This window comes from Rubinisphaera margarita, from assembly GCF_022267515.1.
GTDB classification, from domain to species: Bacteria; Planctomycetota; Planctomycetia; order Planctomycetales; family Planctomycetaceae; genus Rubinisphaera; species Rubinisphaera margarita.
Genome location: NZ_JAKFGB010000020.1, coordinates 186,954 through 212,112, shown reverse-complemented (window position 1 = coordinate 212,112; position 25,159 = coordinate 186,954). Strand labels below are relative to the sequence as shown.

Below are 25,159 nucleotides of genomic sequence, written 5' to 3'. Positions count from 1 at the left end.
CGATCGTCGGTTAATTCCGGAATGCGAAAAAATCCCGACATTTCATCCTGATAACTTTTCATGGCTCCCGCCAGCGGTATAAGATACAGTTCCTGCCTTGTCAGACATCCTCGTACCTCGGTCGCGCTCGTACGAGCCTTGCCGCTCCCTCAGCGGTGAGAAACGATTCAATATTGACAGTCAAGTGATTATTGATATGTTCTTTGGGTGAGATAAGACCGAATTTTCGGTTTACCCGAAGTGCACGCTCTCCTGAGACCTCGTTTCGACCAGCCCAAAAACCACAGCCGTTCCCGCCTGGTGCCACACCTTTGCGGAACCTGCCTGAATGGAACAGTAGCCAACTGCTGTTCTCCATAACCAGCCGACTACTATCGGTTCGACAAATGTATTCGCAGGTTGATTAGGATGTCCCTATGACGAATGCTCTTCTGTCTGCACGACTGCTCCGTACGGTCTGCACACTCTCCCTGTCTCTGGTGTTTCTGCCCGCTGCCTATGGCAACGAGCCTGCTGGAGAATCGCTCACCATTGCTGAAATCCGTATCGGCCCGGATCTGATTGATGATCTCAACGGGGCGGTAACCCTTCGCGGAGCCGACGATCGTAAACAATTGATCGTCACCGCCCAAATGCGGGACGGTCGGAACATCGACTACACCCGGGATGTGACCTGGACGATCGAACCGCCTTCGCTGGCACGGGTCCTGGGCGACGGGCTGATCCTGCCCCTCGAAAACGGCACCGGCAAGCTGACCATTCGAACAACTCTCGGCGTGCAGGCGGAGCGGCCCATTGTCGTCTCCGGACTGGAAACGACGCAGGCAGTTAACTTCAAGCACGAGATTGTCCCGATTTTCACCAAGCTTGCCTGCAACGGGGGCGGCTGCCACGGCAAAGCGAGTGGACAGAACGGTTTCAAACTCTCCCTGCTCGGCTTCTATCCCGAAGATGACTACGAATACCTCGTCTACGAGAGCCGGGCGCGTCGACTTTCTCCCGCTGCTCCGGCAGAGAGTCTGCTTTTAGCGAAAGCAAGCGGTCAGGTGCCTCACGGCGGTGGAAGTCCTCTGAAGCCGGACAGCGACGAATATCGACTGCTCTATCGCTGGATCGAACAGGGGATGCCCTACGGCAGCGAGTCCGATCCGGTCCTGACCGGCATCGAATGCTTCCCAAAACAACGCATCATGGGAACCGACGTCAATCAGCAGGTCGCCGTGATCGCGACGTACAGTGACGGACACACAAAGGATGTCACCCGCACGGCTCTGTTCGAACCGAACGTCGCCGAAATGGCCGAAGTCACACCGACCGGGCTCGTGACAACCGGTCAGCTGAGTGGGGAAGTTGCTGTGATGGCCCGTTACCAGGGGTATGTCGACACCTTCCGTTCCACCATTCCGCTGGGAGCAGACACGCAGTCGATCCCCGCCCCGGCCAATTTGATCGACGAAGCGGTCTTCTCGAAGCTCAAGCAACTCGGAATCCCGCCCTCCGCTCCGGCCACCGACGAGACCTTCCTGCGTCGTGTTTACATCGACATCACAGGCACACTGCCAACAGCCGAAGAAGCGGCAGCGTTTGTGGCCGATTCCAATCCGAACAAGCGAAGCGAGTTGATCGACCGCCTGCTCGAAACTCCCGAATACGCCGACCTGTTCACGAACAAATGGAGTCTGTTGCTGCGGAACCGCAAGCAGCGTCCGGAAGATCTGTACGGCGTCTATGCGTTCTATCAATGGATCTGGAATTCGATTTACAACAACAAGCCTTACGACGAGATGGTCCGCGAAGTGATCACCGCGTCCGGCAGCATCGATCAGAATCCCCCGGTGACGTGGTATCGCGAAATCACCGACGCCGAAGGCCTTGTCGAAGACTGTGCCCAACTGTTCCTGGGCGTGCGGATTCAGTGTGCCCGTTGCCACCATCATCCGTTCGAGGAATGGAGCCAGGATGATTACTACGGCATGGCCGCCTTCTTCAGCCGGATCGGCAAGAAGACTCAGGCCGGCAACGTGAATGCCAAGGGACGGGATCGCCGCGTGTTCCATAACTTCGGAACGGCCACGGCCAAGAACCCGAAATCCGGCACGGCGATGAAGCCCTGTGGACTTGGCGGCGAACCTCTCGAACTGGCTCCCGACCAGGATCCGCGCGTCGCCCTGGCTGACTGGATGGCGGAACCGGACAATCCGTTCTTCTCCCGCACGCTGGTGAACCGGTACTGGAAACACTTCTTTGGTCGCGGCATTGTCGATCCGGAAGATGACATGCGGGCCACGAATCCTCCAGCGAATCCTGAACTGCTCGACAGTCTCGCTCAGTCGTTTGTCGACTCTGGCTTCGATCTCAAAGGGCTCGTCCGACTGATCTGCAACTCGCGGACGTATCAGTTGAGTGCGTTGCCGAACGAGTACAACCTGAAAGACAAACAGAACTTTTCCCGGTACTACCCGAAGCGGCTCTCTGCCGAAAGCCTCTACGATGCCCTGCATCAGATCGCGGACGTTCCGTCTCAGATGAACGGACTGCCGGCTGGTTACTCGGCTCTGCAGATGCGGGATGTCAGCAGTGCACCCTACTTCCTCAAAGTCTTCGGACAGCCGCAGGGAGAAACGGCCTGTGAGTGCGAGCGTTCCGGCGATGCCAGTCTGGCCCAGTCGCTGCACCTGCTGAACAGTCAGGAAGTGCAGAGCAAGATTTCCGACGGTCGCGGCCGAGCGGCAAAGCTGGCGTCCGACGAGTCTCGACCGCACGAGGAACGTATCAAGGAACTGTACCTGTGGGCGTACGCCCGACAGCCACGGGAGGAAGAACTTCACGCAGCGGTCAGTTACGTCAAACGCGACGGTATCGAGCCGAAGGTCTCCTATGAGGATGTGATCTGGGCGCTCGTTAACTCCAAGGAGTTCATGTTCAACCATTGACCCTCGGAGCCACACCGCAACCCCTCCCTAAGTGTTGACTCTCATTCCCACCTCCCTGACGCGGGCTTTTCCATGCGACAACTTCGACGGTTGACTGTCCTGCTGGACTTCTTCTTCGGAACAGCAGGACCGCTTTTCGCTCAACTACCGATTACGCAACTGCAGAGCGTCTTTCCTCCGGGAGGACAGGCGGGTACTGAGGCGACGATCAACATCGTCGATGGCACCGATCTCGATGAGCTCTCCGGCATCGTGTTTTCGCATCGCGGGATCACCCAACTTGAACGTCCCGATCCGACGACCAATCCGCGGTCCTTCCCGGTCAAGATCGCCGGAGACGTGCCGGCTGGCTATCACAGTGTCAGGGTCGAAGGACGTTTCGGCGTCAGTAACTCGCGAATGTTTCGCGTCGAATCGCAGCCGGTCGTCACGCATGAAGAGAAGGACTGGCAGAACAATCAGCCGCTCGTTTTGGCTATCGATACGGTTGTCTACAGTCGTTGTGAAGGGCGCGCCGATATCGATGAGTATCTGTTGACCGTTCCCGCCGGCGAATGGCGTGAGATCCAGCTCGACTGCCTGCCCCTCGACTCGCCGATGATTCCGACGATTGAGTTGTTTGATCCCAGTGGGAGGCGAATCGCTTACAGCCGTCGCACCGGAGACCTTGAGCCCCGGATCCGTTTCCAGGCCGCCGTCGCCGGGGATTACCGCATCCGCGTGTTCGATTTCCTCTACGCCGGCTCCAACTCGCACACCTATCGACTGCTGGCGACTGGCAAGCTGGCGCCCACTACGGTTGAGCCGCCTGTGATGCAGACCGAAGGTTCGACGGAATATCGTGGGAAGTCGGCTCCGACAGACCAGCCTGCCGTGCCGCTCCAGATGAATCCGGTCGGTTCAGCCAATCAGACCGTCCTGGCTGGATTCATCAATCCTCGTGAGATTCTGGTCCCACGACAAACCGTTCAGCTGACGGAGCCGGAAGGAGCGACCGTTCTTCGATCTCTCCCGATCACGGGCAAGTTACTGGTCACCGAACAGGAACCGAACAACGAACTGGCGCAGACGCAGGAGATCAGCGGGGACTGCGAAGTGGTCGGTTACTTCAATGAGATCGACGACATCGACCGGTATCGCATCCCGGTTCAGAAAGGCGATGTGCTCTGGCTTCAGCTGTTCGCCCAGCGCGACGGCCAGCTGCTCGACCCGCTCGCTCTCCTTGAGCACGTCACGGTCGATGCCAATGGGAAAGAAACACGCAAGGCCGTGAACGTCCCCGATGACATCGCGACGAACCTTGTCCCCAATGTCTTCGACACGCTGACCGACGACACCGACTTCAATGTGACCGCTCCGGAAGCCGGCTGGTATGATCTGACTGTGAGGAATCGATATGCCGTTCTCGATGAACAGTCATCATCGCACTATCGATTGCGTGTCTCTCCGCCCGAGCCCGGGTTTCAGATTTACGCTTACTCACAACCGCCGGTGGTAGGGAAACTTGCCGCGGATACTCCAGCAGGATGCGTCGCCCGCCGCGGCGGCACCGCACTGATCAAACTGGCGGTCAGCACTACCCATGGTTTTAACCAGGGAATCGTGGTCGAAGCACCGCATCCGCCGCCCGGCGTTCAGATTCCCGCGGTGCTGATTCCGCCCGGAACAACGACGGCCAATCTTGTACTCTACGCCTCCCCGGATGCTCCCGTGGGCTTCGCCGAATTACAGCTGATCGCGAAATCGGTCGATCCGCAGACACTGGAAGATACAGGACTGGTCGCCGCGCAGTCGGTAGTTCCGGTTGAACTCGTCGCCCCCAGCCAGGCCAACGATCCGGCTGTCTCGCGACAGGGGCACCAGCTGGTCGCCTCGGTGATCGAACCTCCGGCCGGAGCTCACTATCAGCCTCAGAATGCTCCACTTGTCCAAGTGGTTACCCAGTCTCAACAGGTCTGGGCTCCTGTGACCATCCAGCGAGCGGAAGGTTTCGCCGACAAAGTGACGCTCAAAGCGGAGGGGCTGGACAAGAACGCCAAGGTTGTCGTCGAGACACCGGAAATCGCCAAGGACGCAACATCGAGCAAGGTGCGTTTCCAGTTCAATGCCGACACCAAAGCCGGCTGGCACACCTGCGATCTTCTCGGAGAAGCCACGGTCCAATTCGTACGCAATCCTCCTGCTCTGAAGCGAGCCGAAGACGATTTCGCGAAGCTTACCGAACTCGTCAAGACAGCCGCCGAGAAAAGCAAAGCTGCCGAAGCAGGCGTGAAGACAGCTGAGGAAGGTTTGAAAGCTCAGCAGACCGCACTGGCCCAGCAGAAGGACGCCCTGGAGAAAGCGAAAGGGACTGTCTCTGAAATCACCAGTGCGATCGCCGAGATTGACCAGAAGATCGGCGCTGCTCCTGATGACGCCGCGAAGGCGGAACTTCAGAAAACGAAAGACACAAAACAGTCCGAACGGACAGCCGCCGAGGCGGAAGTCACCAAAGCGAATACGGCGATCCAGCAGATCGAAGCGCAGGTGAAAGACCTGACGGCCCGCGTGGCCGAAACGAAGAAAGCTGCAGAAACGGCGAAAGCCGAACTGGCAGCCACTCAGCCGAAACTCGACGCCGCGAAGAAAGCTCTCGACAAAGCCAAAAACGACCAGAAGCCAGCGGCCGTGAAACAGATGGACTACTGCGGGCGCCTTGTCTTCCTCGTGCAGAAAGCCCCGCTGAAACTGACTTCCAAATCGGGCAGCGAGGTCAAACTCTCGAAAGGCGAATCGCTCGAAGTCGAAGTCGAACTGGCCCGAGACGGGGACGAGAAGTTTCCTGCGGAGTTGACCTTCACACTGCCGCCCGGACTCTCGGGGCTCAGCTGGGCACCGGTCTCAGTCGGTCCCGAGGACAAGACGGCAAAAATCCGTCTCATGGCGGGAGCTGATGCACCAAGCGGGAAACATTCGCTGTGCACAGTGCGAGCCGTCTGTCAGCAGGGAGAACAGACGCTTGCCGTCGATGCCCCGATCACCATTACTATCCCGTGACCCACTCGACGCCCCGCCTGAACACGTCACTTTCACAGAAACTGCGGACCAATGACAGCTTTCCTCAACAGCCTGCGATCTGTTCCACTTCTGTTGACTCTCTGCGGCACGGCTGTGCTGGCCGAGGACGCCATCACTCCAACCCCGGTCGAACTGGGACGGGAAGTGACCTACGACCAGGACGTGGCTCCCGTCCTCAAGGCGAACTGTCTGGCCTGTCATAACACCACGAAGTCCGAAGGGGCTCTCAACCTCGAGACCGTTGCCGGAATGCTGAAAGGGGGCGACAGCGGAGCTGCCATCGAACCGGGCGACCCCGATGCCAGCTATCTGTATCTGGTGGCCAGCCGCGAGAGTGAGCCTGTAATGCCGCCGCTGCCCAACAACATGAATGCTCACAAGCTGACCGGAGCTGAAGTCTGGAAGCTGAAGCGATGGATCGAACTCGGCGCCCCTGAAGGCGAAGCGGCTGGTCACAAGTCGATCATCTGGACGGGCATGCCATCGCATCTGCAGCCGACCTATTCGATGGCTCTATTCCCACGGGAAGATCGTATCGCTCTCGGCCGGGGGAATCGGCTGCAGGTCATTTCACTGACCGATCCCCAGCAGCTTGTCGAACTGGTCGATCCGGAACTTTCGGTCGCACACCGGGACTTCGTGAATGCGGTCGCCATTCATCCGCAGGGCCGCGTCATCGCCTCCGCCGGATATCGCAACGTCAAGATCTGGCAGCAGGAACCCTACCAGCTCGTTGACCAGGGCTCGCTGAACGAAGCGGTTTCCGCATCGGGAGTTTCCGCGAGTGGAAACGCGATTGTCGCGATCGGTCCATCGGGACGAATCGTGTATCGCAGTGATGCCGGTTTCAAATCGATCGATAGCGGCCTGGCCGAAGCCGTCGCCATTGCTATCGATGATGCGGCGGGCCTCATTGCCGTCGCCCATGCGGCCGGGATTACCGTGATTCCTGCCGCGACTCCCGACCAGCCGGTTCAGATTACTCCCCCAAAACCGTGTGTCGAAATCGCTTTCGCCGCATCGCGCCTCCTGACAGCCCATGCGGATGGCACTCTGCAACTCTGGGAGAAACCGGCCGATCAACCTCAGTGGACCGCATCTGGAGCCGAGTTCAAGAAGAACGACTCGCCGATCGTGGCTCTGCAGGTAACCGGACCATCCGCGGCGCTGGCTCTCTCTGACGACGGCAATGCGACACTCTGGGACCTCGAAAAGCGAGCCGCCAACCGCGGCTGGGCTGCAGGCGGAGACGCCGTCGCGGTCTCGGTCGACTCAACCGGAAAGTCGTTCGCCACCGTTCATGAATCGGGTAGCGTGCGCGTCTGGGACGATCAGGGCAAACAGGTTCGCGAGTTCAAACAGAAGATCGGCCGCGTCGTCGATCACAAATCACTGGAACGACAGGTCGCAGTCGCCAAGTCGCTTTCCACGAACGCGACCACCTTGCAGAAGGCCGCAACGGATGATCTGAAGACGCGGCAGACATCAGTCGAAACCACGAAGAAAACTCTGGAAACGACCGCGATGGATTTGGCCAAAGCGAATACAGCTCATGAGAAGACAGTCACAGAGTTGGCTGACGCGGACGCCAACCTCGCGAAGACACCCGACGCTGATGATTTGAAAAAGAAGCAGGAAGCCGCCACGAAAGCCCGTGATGAGGCACTTGCGAAGTTGAACACTGCGAAAGAGGAACACCGTCGAGCCGAGACGACCCTCAAGCTTGAACAGGACGCTCTGACTCGTGCCGAAGCTCTCCTGAAAGAACGGGACGCAAACGTCAAGCAAACGGCCGAGCGTCTCACGCAACTCACGGCTGATCTGGCCGCGGCGAAGAAGAGTATGGACGAAGAACTCGCCAAGTCGATCGCCGCATGCTTTCTCGATCCACAACGCCTGGCGGTCACGACCGGTCAGGGAGAAGTCGCCATCTGGAATCTGGCGACCGGGGCACCGATCGGTTCCGCCTCTCTCAAAGAGTGGCAGCCGGTCGTAGATGTTCTCGATCTGCCAGGCGGACTGCTTTGCGGAATCCAGGAGCAGGGGCAACTCACGGTGGTGACGCTTGACGCTCCGTGGACGTTGCAGGCTCGACTCGGGGAGAATCAGGAGCCAAATCCGTTCATCGACCGCGTGACGGCTCTGGCGTTCTCACCGGATGGCACACTACTCGCGACCGGCGGAGGCGACCCGTCACGCGATGGCGAACTGCAGCTCTGGAACTGGAGTGCCGGACAGATTGCAAAGACGCTGGAAGGCGCCCACAGCGATGTCGTGCTGACGGTGGCGTTCTCCGAAGATGGAACCCACCTCGCTTCGGGTTCGGCGGACAAGTTCGTGAAGGTCTTCCGCGTGCCGGACGGGAATCAGATCGCGTCCTTCGAAGGGCACACCGAGCACGTGCTGGATGTCGACTGGGCCGCCGACGGACTCACGCTTTCGAGCGCTTCTGCTGATCAGTCGGTCAAGGTCTGGAACCGGCTCGATGGTTCGCAGATTCGCACAATCACCAGCTTCGGCAAACAGGTGACCGGCGTGAAGTACATCGGCGTCAGCGACAATCTGGCGACTTCAAGTGGCGATAAGGTCGTGAGAATGGTGACCGCCAGTAACGGTCGCAACTACCGCAGCATGTCCGGGTCGGAACAGTTCCTGAATGCCGTCGCCGTGACCGACGACGAAGGGCTGGTCATCGCAGCCGGGCACGATGGCGTGGTCCGAATCTGGAACGGCAAAGACGGCAAGCTGCTTCAGACGCTTCCGCCCGCGAAGGCGGCGGAGTAAGACGGACTTTATCAGCGAATAACGAGAAACGGCTGCGATCGCTTCGAGCAATCGCAGCCGTCGTTTTTTCGTCATTCGCGTTCGCGTTTCCGACAGAAAGCTGCCGCTTAACTAATCCAGCTCAGCGTCCACGCGGACAGGCTGACCAGACCGCTTACCAGAAACATCGGCCAGTACGGGGCTCGAGTTCTGGCGATTCGCGTGTTCTGAGCGACTTCACGACGAAGCTGCTCATTCAGGGCTTCCAGGAAAGCGATTCGAAGCTGCATTCCATGTTCGCATTGCATGTTCGACAACTCCTCACGCCGACGCGACGCATCTACGCATCGCCATCGTCATGCTGCCAGGGGGGAGAATGGGATCGCTCTTAGACTGCACTCAGGAGTGAAGATCGATGTTCGTCGAAGTCTACTCCAGCAGACTTCACGGACGGAGCGGCGACGGGGTGGTTGACCCCGTCTGCGTTGGTGTATCGATCCAATACTGGTATCGACCACGCGGGCCCGGTCCCTCGCAATGGAAGAACGGAGAATCTGCGAACTCCAGCAAGGGCCCGGGGAGTGAAACTTCTGCATCAATCCTGACAATGGTTCGGGTTATCAGGACTACGTCATCAGGGGTCGTTTGCTCATTGAGGATCGCAACCGATACACTCCGGTCAACAGCCTCGACGGCTCGGGATCAATTCCCGTTCCGCACTCTCAGTTCACCCCTTCCAGACAAGAGGATCATCATGCGATTCGGGATGCTCTCCCTCGTGCTCGGACTTCTGATCTCCGCCGGTTGTGAAGCCCCCGCTCCGCCGTCCGAATCCGCCACCTCAGCTCCGGAATCGACCTCCGCAACTGAGCCGGAAGTCGATATGCCGATCATCGAGCCTGATGATTTTGTTCCCGAAGAGGGATACCAGGCCCTTTCCTTTGCCGATTTTGAGCCGGTCCTCGCCGAAGAGGACACCTGGAAAGGCATCGAACAATCGATCGTTACCACCGGGGAACCCAAAGGCTATCTGCAGTCGAAAGAATCCTACCGTAACTTCACCATTCGATTCGAGTACCGTTTTCTGCCCCGTAAGGGACTGAGTGAGGAGAAGAAACCGCTCAGCAACACCGGGCTGCTGGTTTACATCGCGCCTGAACAGAAGATCTGGCCGGAGTCGGTGGAAGTTCAGGGGAAGTTCAGCGAGATGGCGTCCGTCAAAGCCAATGGCGGCGTCCCGGATGTCGTGATTCAGGATAACCAGTCCGCTCGCGAAATGGCCCGGAAGCCGGTTGGGGAGTGGAACGTCATCGAAGCCGTGTCGAAGGATGGCGCTTTGACCACCTACATTAACGGTACGCAGATCTGCCAGAGCCAGCCGGCTGCTCGAAAAGAGGGATTCGTCGGCTTTCAGGCCGAAGGCTTCCCGCTCGAGATCCGCCGAGTACGTATTGCAGTGCAGGATTGACCTCGCCGTTGTCGCTCCGCGAGCCGGAAGTGAGATGAAGAAGATTTCTCAAATGGACGGCTGCCACTCCGCGACTCCGCCTCTACAATGAACTTATGGGTCTGATGCGACCGACAAACCATCCGTCGCGGTCGCATAAAAAACGAGCCCAGAAAAAACGCTCCTCTAAACGAAGCTACTCACCATGAAATATCTCCAAGGGATTGTCCTGTTCAGCACATGCCTGTGCGCGAGTCTCATGTTCGGTGTTCTGTCGGGATGCGAATCGGGCGAGGCACCGACGCAGACGACTACTGAAAATTCACCAGAAGGGACCTCGACAACAGCAGCCGGTGCTCAGACGGCCGACGCGGCCAATGTCGAAGAACTGCCTCCGTGGATTGGCCGCTGGATGCTCGTCATCACCGAAGAAACCACCGACTTCCATCCTCTGCTGATTCAGATCGCCGAAATCGACGGCAAAAAAGCTGTAAAGCAGGTCGATACCGCTTCGATGCAGCAGTTCCAGAGCTGGCACGTCAATCAGGCTGTGTTTCGGGATGAGAACATCCTCCTCAACATCGAAACCGGCCAGGTCACTTTGAACTTCGAAGGGCAACGACATGGCGATGTCATTCTGGGGGGCATTTTCCCGAAAGGCGAAGTGCAGGTCTCGCCGGCTCGCCTGATCAAGACTTCGTCGACGAGCATGTCCGATATCGAAACGCCTCAGATCACCGATGGCACCAAGGATCTCGAAGCCGCCTTGAAGGCAGAAGATCGTGTCGCCGCCTTGCGGAATTTCGTGAAAGCCCATCCCGATCTGCCGCTCGCGAACACGGCTTACTTCACGCTGCTCGATACCGCGATCAAGAATGAGCTTCCGACCGACGAAGTCGATGCGATCGCTGCTGAAGCGATCCAGACCGCACAGCGTTGGGGAAGCAATCTGCTGCCGGACACACTCTTTCAAATCGCGCAGTTGACGAAGACAGCGCCTGAGTATCGCTCGATCGCCCGCAGCAGCATGGACAAGGTGAAGAGCCTGGTTGGCGAGAACATGCCGGAGGTCTACAAACAGCGGCTCGATCTGTTCGAAAGCCAGTATCTGCTCTCGTCGGACCAGGCCGAAGAACAGAAGCAGGGAGCCGAAAAACTTCGGACGCTGCTGGAAGAAAGGCCGTTTGAAATCAACGGCTGGGTTTCACTGGCGAAGCACTACGAGGACTCCGGCGAGAAGGATAAGGCGACGGATATCTATGCCCGTCTCGCCGTCCTGCCCGGTTTGAACCGAATGGTGCAGATCCCGACCGAGACCGAAGGACAATCGCAAAGCCCGCTCGAAAAGACAAAGGCCCTCAGCTCGCTGGAAGGCGAGGCTCTGCAGGAGATGCTCGATAAGGCTTATGAAGAGAACGCGTTCTACTTCGTCAGCAAGTCCGCAGAAAAACCGAATCTGCCTGAGAACCGGCGAATTCCGCTGATCGAACTCTTCACCGGTTCAGCTTGCCCTCCCTGTGTCGCCGGCGACCTGGCTCTCGGTGGACTGGAGAAGACCTTCCCCGCTCCCGAATTGATCGCCGTTCGTTACCATCAGCACATTCCTCGGCCTGATCCGCTCACGAATTCCGATGGCGAAGCCCGATTCGGCTATTACGGAGAAGGGGGAACGCCTGCTCTCAGAGTCAACGGACGCCCCACCGATCCAGTGGGCGGGTTCGTCTTCCATGCCGAAGATCATTACAAGAACCTGGAATCTCAAACTCGCGGACTGCTCACGCAGACCTCGCCGATCTCGATTGCCCTGAACGCCTCCGCCGAAGGGGACTCGGTCAAGATTGATGTCAAAGTCGATGGCGTTTCCGAGAACCGGAACGACGTCAAGCTCCGCGTGCTCATCGTCGATCCGCTCGTGCATTTCGTCGCCCCGAACGGCATTCGTCTCCACGAAATGGTGGTCCGCGATATTCCGACCGGTGCGGACGGCGTCGCCATCAGCGGCACGAACGGGAGCTATAATACGAGCCGCAATGTAAGCGAGCTGAAGAAAGAGATTCTCGCCGAAATGGACGCCTTCCAGAAGAACCGCAACTTCAAGTTCGATGTCGTTCCCGACGATTTCTCGAAACTTCGGGTCGTCGCCTTCGTCCAGGACGACAGCTCTCAGGAAGTGCTTCAGTCGGCGATTTCTCCAGTCATAGAGATCGGGAAGACCAGTCCTCCCAAAGAAGCTGCTGCTGAATAATCTGGTCGACAAATGGATTTGACCGAAGCGATGGAACGAATGGAATTGAGCAACGAATGTTAGATGCGAGCAGGAGCGCCGAGGTCGAGACACGTTTTCGTCGAGGCTTCAGGACGACACTTTCCTATCCCCGGGCCCTGCTCGGTAACTATCGGCTGCCGGAGTTGCCCTACGTCACCGAAGAACGGTACGCGCGGGGGCTCGTATTGATTCTGCCGGGAATCGAGGGACTTAGCTCGCTATCCCATTCGCTGGTCCACGGACTGAACGATGGAGGCGTCTCTCAGGCGCTGGAAATCTTCGACTGGACCGTGACCGTCAAACCGGGTGTCTTTAATCTCTGGCTGCCCAACCGCAGCTCGCGACTGGCCGCCCGGATTGCTGAGCATATTGCCGACTACAAGGCTCAGCATCCCGACCGGCCGGTTTCAATCATCGGTCACTCCGGCGGTGGAGCCATGATCCCCAAAACACTTGAGGCACTTGCCCCCGGAATTGAAATCGAGAGTGCCGTGATGATCGCTCCCGCTCTCAGTCCCGGTTACGACCTCGCTCCCGCTCTGCAGCGGATCCGCAGGCAACTGTTCTGTTACCGATCGCGGTTGGACTGGTACTTCCTGGGGTTCGGCACGTGGACCATGGGAACACTCGATCGGAGGTTCGGCACCTCGGGCGGGAATCGCGGCTTCAGAGTGCCTTGCGAGAACGACCGCGAGCGATTCGAGATCTACCGGCAGAAGTACGTGGAAGTGCCGTATCGATTCTCGATGATCCGCGACTGGCACTACGGCGGCCATCTCAGCTGCATGAACCGCGTTTTCGTGGAGCGACACATCGCCCCCCGGATCGTGCCGGAAATTTCACATCCGCAAGATCAAAGAAACGATCAGGCCGACTGAATCTGGTTCTTCTTGAAACGAACCTCGATCAGCGTCGTGACCCCTCGTTTCGAAGTCGGGTGATATCCTTTGCGGAACTGAATTCGCCAGACAACCGTGCCGTCGAGTTCTTCATCAGCGACCGCGGCGGCGGGCAGGTACGTCTCGATCGACTCACCGGGACCGAGCACTGGCTCGTCCTTGATGCCGGCGAAGTTCCAATCGCCGTATTGTTCGAGATCGTAGAGCAGGAAAGTCCGATCCAGGTTGCCTTTATCGCTTACGGTCGTGAGAAATTGATTGGACCGCAAACGGCCCGGTTGATCCGGGTCGACGATGCGCTTGAGGACCAGCGTGCGATCGAGCGGGGCGAATTTCTGGTCCTTTGAAACGTTCTCGAATCGGATCCAGAGCTTCATCACGTCGGAGACCGACTCCCGTTTCCGGGCCGGATCGCCGGTGTAATGTTCAAACTTGAGATCGCTCGTTTCGACGCGCAGAGGCGTGACCAGCAAATTTCCATACCGACGCGATTCACCCAGCCGAAGGGTATGTCCGGGAGCCAGCGTTGCTCCTTCAGGGACCAGCCGGTAGGCGATTTCATCGTCTTTCATCGGCGGCTTCAGATCCGGGAGACTCTCCAGGTCATGCGGCTTGCCACTGAAAGACTGCATCACGAGATAGGCACAGATCAACGTCACGGCGCTGGCGTAGCTGACAAGCAACGTCAGCATGAGACCAGAGACGGTTTTCCGATTGGACTTTCGCGAATCGGCTTTCTTCGCCGGAGTCGGCTTCGACTTCGATTTCTCTTTCGCCGACTTCGATTTCTCTTCCGGAACTTTGGCTGGCGAACTCGACGTTTCGTCAGAAGCAGGTGGAATGACCGGCGGCGTAATGGCGACCTCGTCGACCGTTTCCGACGGTGCTTCGGCCGTTTCTTCCCGCTGCGGTTCCGAGACTGCCTCAGGCTTACTGGACGTACTGGATTCTTCAGGAGAAGATTCCGTCGCCGACGCGGCAGGCTCCGCCTCGGCGGTCTCGTCTTTTGATTCCTGCTTGATATTGCGGAGATGGTCGGTCGCCGACTTAGGCTCGGACGACTTTCCGAGTGAAGTCGCGAACCGTGTGCTGCTGTCCGGTTCCTGATAAAGCAATGGACCATCCATCCACTTCAGCCCTGAGGGACTTTCCGAAGTGGTCGGCGTCTCCGGCTCGGACATTACGTGATCGGTGTCTTCAGCCTCGGACGGTTCGGTCTCTTCCGATTTCTTGGTGATTCCAGAGGCCGCTTCAGGATTGGCCGTCTTTTTCTGGTCGAGGAAGCTGAAATCAGGATTCTCATCCGCCATAAACACGCAACTCCAAAGTCATTTTCGTTCATCAGGGGGCGGGAACATCGGCAGAGTTTGCACTGGGGGCCCCTTCCGAAAGCCACGGTACAGCAGCCGTGACAATTGCAGGGAAAGGCACTCCGAAGAGCCTGGTCCGATGCAGCGCCAATCCAGACCTCGCTTCACTCGGGTCTGACCGGGCCATCCACTTTACCCGACTTTGAGCGATAAGTCGAACAGGTTCCACCAATCTACCGAGACTGTTAACCCATTCGTATCAATAGTCGCTGATCCACCAAATGGCCAGCAGCCAAGGACCGGACAGTCCGTGCGGGCCGACAGATCTTCGACGTTAAATTGCCGGGAGAGATCGCTTCCCTCTGCTGTCGTTTCATTCAGAAGCAGACCGGCGAGGCTCGCCCCGTGAGACCGGGCGACTTCAATGGTAAGCAGCGAATGATTGATCGTCCCGAGTCCCGCCCGGCCCACAATCAGCAGGGGAAATCCAAGTTTCAGGGCCAGATCCAGATTGCTCAGAGTGTCGGAAACCGGAGACAGAAGGCCCCCTGCTCCTTCGACGAGCAAATAATCGACCTGCTTTTTCCAGGGTTCGATGCCCCCTACCAGCAGATCTTCATCGACGGAGCGGCCCTCGAGCCCGGCAGCCCGCGGGGGAGCAACGGCCGCTGCAAAACGTTGCGGCCCAATCAGTTCGAGCGGAAAGCGATATCTCGTAGCGGCGGCCAATTCGTCGAGGTCTTCCCAATGCTGCTGACCTGACTCGTCCCGCAAACTTCCGGAACAGACCGGCTTGTAAGCGCCTACGGAAAAACCTGCCTGATTCATCGCATGGAGAATCTGGCAGGCTATCCAGGTTTTTCCGACCCCGGTATCGGTTCCGGTGATAAACAGACCACGCATGAAACCGCCCGTGTCAGTGATCCGAGGGGGTCACCGCAGATGAGACGTCCGACTGGCCAGACTGTTCCACCGCAGCCGCTGCTGGTTTGGGAGGATGTCCGTGCGGCGTGTATTTCGCGACCAGCACGACTCCGGAAATCACCATCAGCATACCGAGCCACAGCAGCGGACTGGTATGCCTGACATCTCGCAACTGGATGATGGAAACGATCGCCGTCACTGTCACTGCTCCGCCAAAAACAATTGGCATGACGAACATTGGCTTTCCTCCCGACAACATTGCCGAGGTCAGGCTGAGGGCCCCGATGGCTCCCAGGGTTCCTGCCAGAAAGCCCCAGATCATCGCCGGGCTCTGAACACCGCCAAAGGTGAACAGATCCTCCTTAATCTTCATTCCGGCCAGTCCGCCCCCACAGGCCCACACCAGATAAGCCACACCGATAAACACGTACGGTTTGAACGGGCTCCAGGCGCCGGTTGTGCTGCGAGCATTTTGAATTGTTGGGCCGTAAAGTCCCCAGCACAGTGCGGTACCACAGGCAAAGAGGATAGGAAACAGGAGTTTCATGGTGAGACTTTCGTGCGGAAAAGTTTTGGCAGGGGCAGTTCGCTGCCCGGATCAGGAAGGAACTTCACTGGTGCCTGGTTCGTCGGTCTCGGGGATTCGGAGGCTTCGAAACCCCGCGATGCAGCATCAGGGTAGAATTCCATCATCGCCTTTACAATTGTCCGACCTCAGAATCCCCCGCGCGGTGAGCGAAACATCCTTCTGCCGGATCGGCATTGCACGCTGAACGAGGATCGGCTCCGCGCCTCTAGGAGAGAGCCTGGACTGCGACTACACTGGATCATAGAAGTCACGGGACTGAATCCGAGCCCCGTTTGTACATCGTCCGCGCCTCATCACGTTCGTTCCCGATTACAGTCCCGCAGGTTTCTCCCATGCCCGAAGAAAAATTCTCTGAGTCGATCGACACCGAGACCCTCGAACAGATTGCCGAGTTGGCTGCGGAAACCGATCAGGAACGTTGCTGGCCAGCCGCTCAACTGCGGTCCCTGACGGAGGCCGGTGTTTCGCGTTGGGATATTCCGGAACACTATGGAGGCCTGTCGACGGAGTCGACACAGATGTCGCGGATGTACCTCGATGTCTCGGCGGCCTGCCTGACGACCTCGTTTGTCCTCTCACAACGAAACGCCGCTGTTCAGCGAATCGTGGCCGCTGAGAATGAAGAACTCAAAGAGCGATTACTGCCGGGACTCGCGGCCGGGGAAACCTGGGCAACGGTTGGGATCTCGCATCTCTCGACCTCCCGGCAGCATCTGGGAACTCCTTCGGTGGCAGCCAGGGAAGTAGCCGGCGGTTACGTGCTGAACGGATTCGTTCCCTGGGTCACCGGTGTTCGCCATGCCGACGTGCTGGTCTCGGGCGGCACGCTGGAGGATGGTCGCCAGGTTCTGGTCGCGCTTCCATCCGAAACCGAGGGAATCCAATACGGTGGCACAGCCGAGATGCTCGCGCTAACCGCCTCGGCGACCGGCAATCTGAATCTCGAGAATGTCTTTGTTGAGCAATGGCAGGTTGTCGCCGGCCCCGTGGAACAGGTGATGAAATCGGGGGGAGGCGGAACCGGATCGCTGACGACAAGCGTCATCGCCACCGGCGTTGCTGTGCGGGCGGTCCGAGCCCTGCTGGATGAAGCCGAGTCGCGTTCCGATCTTGAGCCCGAAGCGAAACAGTTTGAGCGCGAATGCGATCGGCTTGTCGACGACATCCTGGCCACGGAAACGGGGTCGACCGGCTCCAGTGAGCAATGCACGCCGCAGTCGATTCGGACGAGAGCCAATTCGCTGGTGCTTCGATCCGCTCAGGCGTATCTCACGGCTGCGAAGGGAAGCGGCTTCGTCAGCGGGCATCTGGCCGAACGAACTATTCGGGAGTCGATGTTCTTCCTGGTCTGGTCCTGCCCGGCTCCGGTGGCCCAGTCAGCCTTGCGGGAATTCGCCTGCACCCCCAGCTGGTCGTAGGCCCGCGCAAGTGTTCGCCTGAAACGCTGAAGGCTACATCTTCAAGAGCATCTCGTTAACGATACGGGCCGACCCAGCCTCGGAGTAAGACAGGGACTTCTTCCAACCGTCGGACATGCAGGGTGATGTTCTGCACGTTGTTTTGCCGCAGTCGATCCATCGCGAGTTCGTAGTCCGCGAGATTGAACATCGGCTGATTCTCCACCCGATCAATGCGGTACATGTTGGAAAGTCCCGCTTTGTCTGCCGGACTGTCCGCTTCTACGCTGCGAATGAGAACGAATCGCTGAAAGTCCTCGTCGACCTCGAGGCCCGTCTTCAAATCCTCTCCGAGCGTCAGTGTGATCTTCTCCGGTTCGACGAAGTTTCGCTGAACGTGAAGCTCGGCGGTCTGGTTCGGCTCGTAAGCTTCGAGTGCCGTCACGAAGCTGTCGAAGCCTCCGACATTTCTGCCATCGAGCCGAACGATGACATCGTTGATCTGCAGTCCGGCATACTTCGCCGAGGATCCATTCTGCACCGACTGGATATGCCAGTTCTCGTTCCCGTTGTTGAGCGAACTGTTTGAACTCATGATGCCGATGCGGGCGGGCCCTCGATGCACCACCTGGACACCGGGCATCCCGGCGACGAGTTCCTGCAACGTTTTCAGTGGAATTGGACAATCCCCGATGTGATAAACGCCACGGCTGTTCCCGAACTGCTGTTCTCCCAGAAGAAGCAGATCACTGATGTGCCGCAGATCATCCTCGGTTCCCGCAAAGTCGTCGCCCAGATAAATGCGGACCATGAACTCGGTATTGAACCGCTGCGACAAACCAGGAATCGTCTCCATCGACGTCTCAAAATCGACGATGGCATTGAGCCGAATCAGCGCTCGAATGTTCGCACTTTCGATGAGGCGGGAGTGAATGGAACGAAACTCTTCGAGCCGGGACCCGATCACCGCTTCACCGACCAGCCGCATTTCATCCATGATCGGAATCAGCTGTTCATACTTGTTATCGGCCTGACTTCGCAACATGCGAAGTGCGATCTGCTCGATGATCTGCACGGCTCGAATGCGTCCCTCCAGACTGGCCGCCTGCACGTACCCTGGCAGCATTTCGGCGGTCTGCAGCCCCCCCTGTTCGAGCAGCTTCTGAGCCGCATCCCGCCGCACGAACTCGGGAGCGTCGAGCGATTCGAGAGCTGTCTTTCGCAGCGACTCACTCAACTCCGGGGAACTGGCCGGCGGCGGTGTCTTCCCGATGGCCATCACCGGGCCTGACAGAGTCAGTACTAGCCCAAGAAGAACTCGCTTCATCCCTGTCTTCCGCATATCACGTTCCGGTAGATTCTTAGACACGTTCCTATCGTCATTCCCGTGCCGGCTGTCAGTGTCGGCTCACGTGAGAATCTCTTTGACGACGTGAGCTTCCTCCACGCCGGTCAATCGGAAGTCGAGGCCCTGGAATCGATACGTCAGTTTCTTGTGATCGATTCCGAACTGATGCAGCATCGTCGCATGAAAGTCCCGCACGTGGACCGGATTCTCAACGGCATTGTATCCCAGCTCGTCGGTATTGCCCCAGTGAAAACCGGGTTTGATTCCTCCGCCGGCCAGAAACATCGAGAATCCCTTGATGTGATGATCGCGGCCCGATCCCTGCGCCATCGGTGTGCGACCGAACTCGCCTGACCAGACGATGAGCGTGTCCTCAAACAGTCCGCGATCTTTCAGGTCCTGAATCAGTGCGGCGGTCGGCCTGTCGACTTCATCGGCTGTGATTTCCATCGATCGTTTAATGCCGCCGTGATGATCCCAGGCGCGATGGTAGACCTGCACGAACCGCACACCTTTTTCGAGCAGTCGACGGGCCAGCAGGCAGTTCGAGGCATACGTTCCATCGCCACCCGGAGTGCCGTAGCGGTCGAATGTGTCTTTCGTTTCCCCGCGGAAGTCCATCAGTTCCGGCACACTGGTCTGCATACGGAACGCCATTTCGTACTGTTGAATCCTGGTGGCGATCTCCGGATCATCGACCAGCGTATTGAACTCCCCATTCAGTGTATTGATGGTCTCGACCAGATTCTGCTGGTGTTCCAGCGGCACCCCCTCGGGCCGGTTCAGGTAGAGCACGGGTGCTCCTGTGGAATGGAACTGCACCCCCTGAAAACGCGACGGAAGAAATCCGCTATGCCACTGCCGGGCCGCAATAGGCTGAGCCTGTCCCCCCTTCCCGACGGAAGTCAGCACCACGTAACCTGGCAGATTTTCCGTTTCCTGACCGAGCCCATACAACAGCCAGGCCCCCATGCTGGGACGCCCCGAGTTGCCACTGCCCGTGTTGAACAGCGTGTGAGCCGGATCGTGATTGATTTGATCGGTATGCAGCGACCGAACAATACAGATATCGTCGGCGACCGAACCGATATTCGAGAACAGACTGCTGATCGACTGACCGCTCTCACCGAACTTCTGAAACTCGAACTGCGGGGCAAAGCATTTCAGTTCCTTCCCCTGCAATTGTGCGATCTGCTGGCCCTTTGTCATCGACTCGGGCATCGGCTGGCCATGTTTCTCCCGAAGTACGGGTTTGTCGTCGAGCGTTTCCAGATGCGACGGGCCGCCGGCCATGCAGAGATGGACCATTCGTTTCACACGCGGCGGATGGTGCAGGGTTTTGATCACGCCACTCGTCAGTGAGGAAGCCGCTTCAGAAGTCTGCTGGCCATTGAGCATCGACAGCAGGGCAAGCCCGCCAATGCCGGCTCCGCTCTGGCGAAGAAAGCTGCGGCGGTTCTGCCGCAATGCGGCCAGTTGGGCCATTTCCTGAGGAGTCATACAGTGCCTCGATGTAACACGTTCGCGATCAATACCGCGAAATGGTTTCGTGAAGGTTAAGCAACGTCCGCGTGACTGTCATCCAGCTCGCGACATCGGCAGCAGGCAGATTCTTGGAAACCGGAGAGAGACCGACATTGACGACCTGAGCTGCCTGATCGGGATTCTGCTCATAGTATCTCTGCGATTTTTCCCATTGGGTACGCAGAGTCGTCAGCTCCAACTCGGTCGGAGTCCGGGCGAGCACGCGATTCCAGGCCCACTCCAGTCGACTCTCAAAAGAGTCTCCACCTTGCTGCAGAATGTTCTCGGCCAGTGCCCGCGCGGCTTCCACATACGTCGGATCGTTCAACAGAACGAGGGCCTGGAGCGGGGTATTGGACCGTTCCCGACGAGCCGTGCATTCTTCGCGAGGTGGCGCATCAAACGCCAGCAGACTCGGATGCAGAAAGGTTCTCTGCCAGTGCGTGTAGAGGCCGCGACGATACTGACTGGAGCCATCGGAATGTTGGTACTCCCGTTTCGGAAAGTTCAGCTGAGCCCAGTAACCGGCGGGCTGATACGGCTTCACACTCGGACCCGCGACCGTCTCGACGAGCAGGTCACTCACGGAAAGCGCATTGTCGCGAACCATTTCGGCGTCGAGTCGCCACCGCGACTGTCGGGCATACAGTCGATTGAACGGATCGTTCCGCCGCAGTTCCGGGCTGACCGACGAGGCCTGACGATACGTCTCTGAAGTGACAATCAGTTCTACCAGCCGCTTCACGTCCCAGCCGCTGCGAATGAATTCGACAGACAGCCAGTCGAGGAGTTCCGGATGGCTCGGCATCTCGCCCTGTGCGCCGAGGTCATCGACGGACCGGGACAGTCCCTGTCCGAAGAACAGCATCCAGACTCGATTCACGAACGTCCGGGCCACCAGAGGATTTTCGGCTGAAGCCAGCCATTGGGCCAGATCGAGTCGGTCTGCCCGATTCCCCTGGACGGAAATCGCCGGCAGAAACTCCGGAACAGACGGCGTCACAACCGCTCCCGAATCATCCATCCAGTCCCCACGCGGCAATACGCGCATCTCGCGAGGCTCGGTGGCCGTCACAGCCAGTGTCGTGAGAATCGCCTTTTCCAGCGTTTCCAGTTCGCGTCGCAGCTGCGCGAGTTCGTTCCGTTCCTTCCTCAACAGTGGCGTATGCGTCCGGTAGTACTCCAGCAACTGAGCCTGTTTCCCTTCGGAAGGATCGGCCAACAGTTTGACCACATCCGCGTCCGGAAAGGCCAGGCCATCGGTCAGATCGTTTGAAGTTGCCAGCACGCGGAACCTGCCGATGCAGTGTGAAGTCCCGTGATTCTGCACGAGTTCGAGGACGAGTTCTTCGCTGGAATCATCGTCCGGAGCAACAATCGGCTGCTGCGGAATCAGGGTCAGTGCCTGACGTTTCCCCGTCTCAGGCAACAGAGCCCAGCCGCGATTCCCCTTGAGCAGGTTCTCAGCCGGGAATCCGTCTTGAGCATGAGTGGCCATCGCCCGACTCCATTGCACAGGCTTGCCGCCCACGGTCGCTTTAACGGCCTGCAGAACCAGGTTGCCATTGCCTGCTCGCCCCGGTCCGTTACTCGGCAGCGATGGATCGGGCAGCACCTCGAGTTGAATCGCCCGGATCACGGAAGCAGAAGCCTGATTCAACGGCAGGACAATGCGATAAGTGTCGTTGTCCGGAGATTTCCCGGAAGCGAGAACGTTTCCCTCGTCATCGACGCTGAGAGTGGCCCCGCCAGTCGACGTTGCCTGGGAGGGAACGACCGGAGTCCACTGCGGTTGGGCGTCTTTCGCCGTGGCAAGCCATTCTTCAAAGCCCGCCTGCAGGTCCGGGCGTGCCTTTCGATAGTTCTTCTCCGCGGCGGCGATGCGTGTCGTCAGTTTCTGCTTCTGCTCGCTTTGCTCCGGCGTCGGGACCGGAAGCTGCTCGATGTATCGAGCCCCGGAAACGATTCCCTGTTCTTTGATGTCTGCGAAGAACGCGGCGAAGCTGTAGAAGTCTTTGATCGTGTAAGGATCGAACTTGTGGTCGTGGCATTCAGCACATCCGACCGTCGTTCCCAGCCAGACGGTTCCCAGCGTACGAACGCGATCAGCCGCGTATTTCGCCAGATACTCTTTCGGCTGGACGCCTCCTTCTCCCGAAGCTCGATTCAGGCGGTTGTATGTCGAAGCGACACGGCTTTCGAGCGTCGGCTCGGCCAGCAGATCGCCGGCGAGCTGTTCGATGGTGAATTCATCGAACGGTTTGTTGTCGTTGAACGCCCGGATCACATAGTCCCGATAAGGCGAGACGGAACGTTCCTGATCTCCGTGAAACCCGAGGGAATCGGCGTAACGAACCAGATCGAGCCAGTAGATCGCCATACGCTCCCCGTAATGTGGCGAGCTGAGGTACTTTCGTGTGAACGCCTGATAGGCTTCGTCACTCGGATTCTCGGCGAACGTCTGCACATCCGACAGTTCCGGCGGAAGCCCTGTCAGATCAAAACTCAACCGGCGGATGAGAACGCGGGGATCGGCCTGAGGAGAAAACGCATAGCCTTCCTCCTGCAATCGAGCTGCGATGAAGGCATCAATCGGATGCTCGCGATCCTCGACATCCGGCGGAGAAACGGCCTGCAGCGGAGCGAACGACCAGTGCACCTCGTAGGAAGCGCCTTCGTTAATCCAGCGTCTCAGCGTTTCGATCTGCTCTGTGGAAAGCGGCTCGGCATGATCGGCCGGAGGCATCGCGATATCCGGATCCGCGGACGACACGCGGGCGATTAACTCGCTCTCGTCGGCATTTCCGGCTTCAATCACGTGGTAACCATCGCGGTCACGGACCGCATCGTTCCGGTCATCGAGCCGCAATTCACCGTAGCGGGTTTCGGCGTCGGGTCCATGGCAGGCGTAGCAGTGCTCCGACAGAATCGGGCGGATATCGCGATTGAACGAGAGCGGACTTTCCGCTCGCACATCTTCAGCCAGACTCACCAGGAGCAGACTTAAAGCGAGCAGGAGGGTTTGCGGGAACAATCGCAGGGGGTCGGCGAGCGGCATCGACTTCGAGTCCTTGCGGCGGGAACAGTGCCTGAGAATCGCGGTGGGATCCAAGGAATGAACACATTCAAGTTCATTGATTATAAGGCTTTCCGTTAGCCGATCAAATCGATGGAGTTGAACCGCAAATTGATTTGCCGATATGATCCGGGTTGGCGTCACCGATGCCATGCCGCTGTTCCGCCACTTGAGATTGAATGCTGTTGGAAGCCGTCGATGCACAAATACGTGATTATGGGAATGCCCGGATGTGGAAAAGGAACCCAGTCCGAAATCATGTGCAAGCGGTTCGATCTCGTGCATATCAGCGTTGGCGACATCCTCCGCTGGAATATCAAGAACCACACCAAACTCGCTGCCCGCATCAAGCGGCTCATGAGCACGGGACGGCTGATTCCTGACGAGTTCGTCGAGAACATCGTGCAGAAGCGACTTCAGGACCACGACTGGAACTACGGCTTCATGCTCGATGGCTTCCCGCGAAACGAGGCTCAGGCCGAGTTCTTCCTCGAAAGCTACGACATCGATGCGGTCATCTACATCGATGTCCCCGCTGATCTGATTGTCGAACGGCTCGGTTCCCGTCGCGTTTGTGCGAACTGCGGGGCAACCTACAATCTGGTCTCGGCTGCGCCGGCCGTCCCCGGCGTTTGTGATGCCTGTGGCAGCAGAGAACTGATTCGCCGCCCGGACGACAACGAGGTCGCGATCCGTGAACGACTGCAGGATTATCAGGACAAGACTCTGCCGGCCCTGAACCTCTTCCGTCGCAAAGAACTCGTAATTTCCGTCCGCGGAGACCGTCCCATCACCGAAGTGCAGGCGGATATTCAGCGCGACCTCAATCTGGCCAAGTATCGCATCAAGTCCTGACCAGCCGCCTCGTTACGAGAGCAGCATGTGTCCGACGATGCCGATGAGAAACCCCGCAATTACGCCAAGTGCGGGCGGACGATGATTCTTCAATCGGGCCTGGGGAGCGATGTCTTCGAAGGTCAGATACAGAATTCCACCGCCGGCGAACAGCATGATCGCTCCCACCACCGAGGGAAACGGCGCCAGGACGAAGTAGCCGAGCAGCGTTGACAGCGGGCCAAGCGGGACCAGACACAGCATCAACAGCAGAATTTTGCGGGACGACTGGCCGGATGAGCCGGAGATCATTTCGCGATAGGCGTTGAAGCCTTCCGGCAGATTCTGGAATGCGATCAGCAGCGCCAGCAGATAGCCCGTGCTGTCTCCACTCGCGAATCCCGCTCCAAGGGCCATCGCTTCGGGAATGAAATCGGTGAGCATTGCGACCAGATTGCTGGCGGAACTCTGCGAGCGGCTCAGCAGAACATCGACTCCCAGAAACGCAATCCCGCCGGCGGCAAACCAGAGGACCACCGGAATCACCGAGAGCCGATCCATGCCATCGGGGACAAGGACGAGTGCCACCGCTGACAACAGGATTCCGCCACCGAAGGCAATGACCGAATGCCGGAACTCCTGTTCCAGCCACTTCGGCCGAATTCGCTCCACGGACGCGAAGAGTCCTCCGAGGGGCATTGCCGCTCCCGCGAGTGTGGCCAGGAGGATCATGATCCAGAACTCAGTCATCGTGACGGTGCCTCAGCGGATGATCGGACAGCGCGGATTTGC

16 protein-coding genes are annotated in these 25,159 nt (G+C 58.4%); 8 read left to right on the top strand and 8 right to left on the bottom strand.

Annotated features, from left to right (window positions below; all coding sequences use genetic code 11):
- The first annotated feature begins 416 nt into the window (after positions 1–416).
- From L1A08_RS19495 to L1A08_RS19485, 3 genes are all read left to right on the top strand, one after another.
- Positions 417–2,933, top strand: a complete 2,517-nt coding sequence (locus tag L1A08_RS19495; RefSeq protein ID WP_238758207.1) for a DUF1549 and DUF1553 domain-containing protein — start codon at positions 417–419, stop codon at positions 2,931–2,933.
- 72 nt (positions 2,934–3,005) lie between these two features.
- Entirely contained in the window at positions 3,006–5,969 is a 2,964-nt protein-coding gene (locus L1A08_RS19490; RefSeq protein ID WP_238758206.1) for a hypothetical protein, read from the top strand.
- Between the two features lie 51 nt (positions 5,970–6,020).
- Positions 6,021–8,774: a c-type cytochrome domain-containing protein gene (locus tag L1A08_RS19485; protein ID WP_238758205.1), complete on the top strand. Its 2,754-nt coding sequence runs from the start codon at positions 6,021–6,023 to the stop codon at positions 8,772–8,774.
- 107 nt (positions 8,775–8,881) lie between these two features.
- Here the strand turns inward: L1A08_RS19485 and L1A08_RS19480 are convergent, their stop codons facing one another.
- Positions 8,882–9,061, bottom strand: a complete 180-nt coding sequence (locus L1A08_RS19480; RefSeq protein ID WP_238758204.1) for a hypothetical protein — start codon at positions 9,059–9,061, stop codon at positions 8,882–8,884.
- Positions 9,062–9,507: 446 nt separating this feature from the next.
- Between L1A08_RS19480 and L1A08_RS19475 the strand changes: the two genes are divergently transcribed.
- The 3 genes from L1A08_RS19475 (at position 9,508) to L1A08_RS19465 (ending at position 13,344) form a co-directional block, all read left to right on the top strand.
- A complete protein-coding gene (locus tag L1A08_RS19475) occupies positions 9,508–10,221 on the top strand; it encodes a 3-keto-disaccharide hydrolase (protein WP_238758203.1) in 714 nt (237 codons plus the stop codon).
- Between the two features lie 184 nt (positions 10,222–10,405).
- Positions 10,406–12,445 carry a hypothetical protein gene (locus L1A08_RS19470; protein WP_238758202.1) on the top strand — a complete coding sequence of 680 codons (2,040 nt, stop codon included), beginning with the start codon at positions 10,406–10,408 and terminating at the stop codon, positions 12,443–12,445.
- Between the two features lie 56 nt (positions 12,446–12,501).
- Entirely contained in the window at positions 12,502–13,344 is an 843-nt protein-coding gene (locus tag L1A08_RS19465) for a lysophospholipase (RefSeq protein WP_238758201.1), read from the top strand.
- Here L1A08_RS19465 and L1A08_RS19460 read toward each other — a convergent pair.
- The 3 genes from L1A08_RS19460 to L1A08_RS19450 all read right to left on the bottom strand — a co-directional run bounded on the left by L1A08_RS19460 (position 13,332) and on the right by L1A08_RS19450 (position 16,146).
- On the bottom strand, positions 13,332–14,675 hold the full coding sequence (locus L1A08_RS19460) for a hypothetical protein (RefSeq protein WP_238758200.1): 1,344 nt from the start codon (positions 14,673–14,675) through the stop codon (positions 13,332–13,334). The genes L1A08_RS19465 and L1A08_RS19460 overlap by 13 nt on opposite strands.
- Positions 14,676–14,867: 192 nt before the next feature.
- The gene (gene bioD, locus L1A08_RS19455; protein ID WP_238758199.1) at positions 14,868–15,578 is read right to left on the bottom strand and encodes a dethiobiotin synthase; all 711 of its coding nucleotides are present in this window, start codon (positions 15,576–15,578) and stop codon (positions 14,868–14,870) included.
- 13 nt (positions 15,579–15,591) lie between these two features.
- On the bottom strand, positions 15,592–16,146 hold the full coding sequence (locus tag L1A08_RS19450; RefSeq protein WP_238758198.1) for a hypothetical protein: 555 nt from the start codon (positions 16,144–16,146) through the stop codon (positions 15,592–15,594).
- Between the two features lie 374 nt (positions 16,147–16,520).
- Between L1A08_RS19450 and L1A08_RS19445 the strand changes: the two genes are divergently transcribed.
- The gene (locus L1A08_RS19445) at positions 16,521–17,606 is read left to right on the top strand and encodes an acyl-CoA dehydrogenase family protein (RefSeq protein WP_238758197.1); all 1,086 of its coding nucleotides are present in this window, start codon (positions 16,521–16,523) and stop codon (positions 17,604–17,606) included.
- Between the two features lie 55 nt (positions 17,607–17,661).
- Here the strand turns inward: L1A08_RS19445 and L1A08_RS19440 are convergent, their stop codons facing one another.
- From L1A08_RS19440 to L1A08_RS19430, 3 genes are all read right to left on the bottom strand, one after another.
- Positions 17,662–18,912 (bottom strand): PDZ domain-containing protein, encoded by a 1,251-nt coding sequence (locus tag L1A08_RS19440; RefSeq protein ID WP_238758196.1) that lies wholly within the window; start codon positions 18,910–18,912, stop codon positions 17,662–17,664.
- Positions 18,913–18,993: 81 nt separating this feature from the next.
- Positions 18,994–20,433, bottom strand: coding sequence for a DUF1501 domain-containing protein (locus tag L1A08_RS19435; RefSeq protein ID WP_238758195.1), 1,440 nt, complete (start codon positions 20,431–20,433; stop codon positions 18,994–18,996).
- A gap of 28 nt (positions 20,434–20,461) precedes the next feature.
- Positions 20,462–23,515, bottom strand: a complete 3,054-nt coding sequence (locus tag L1A08_RS19430) for a PSD1 and planctomycete cytochrome C domain-containing protein (RefSeq protein ID WP_238758194.1) — start codon at positions 23,513–23,515, stop codon at positions 20,462–20,464.
- A gap of 216 nt (positions 23,516–23,731) precedes the next feature.
- Between L1A08_RS19430 and L1A08_RS19425 the strand changes: the two genes are divergently transcribed.
- Positions 23,732–24,388 carry an adenylate kinase family protein gene (locus tag L1A08_RS19425; RefSeq protein ID WP_238758193.1) on the top strand — a complete coding sequence of 219 codons (657 nt, stop codon included), beginning with the start codon at positions 23,732–23,734 and terminating at the stop codon, positions 24,386–24,388.
- A gap of 12 nt (positions 24,389–24,400) precedes the next feature.
- Here L1A08_RS19425 and L1A08_RS19420 read toward each other — a convergent pair whose 3' ends face one another.
- On the bottom strand, positions 24,401–25,117 hold the full coding sequence (locus L1A08_RS19420; RefSeq protein WP_238758192.1) for a ZIP family metal transporter: 717 nt from the start codon (positions 25,115–25,117) through the stop codon (positions 24,401–24,403).
- Positions 25,118–25,159: the final 42 nt, after the last annotated feature.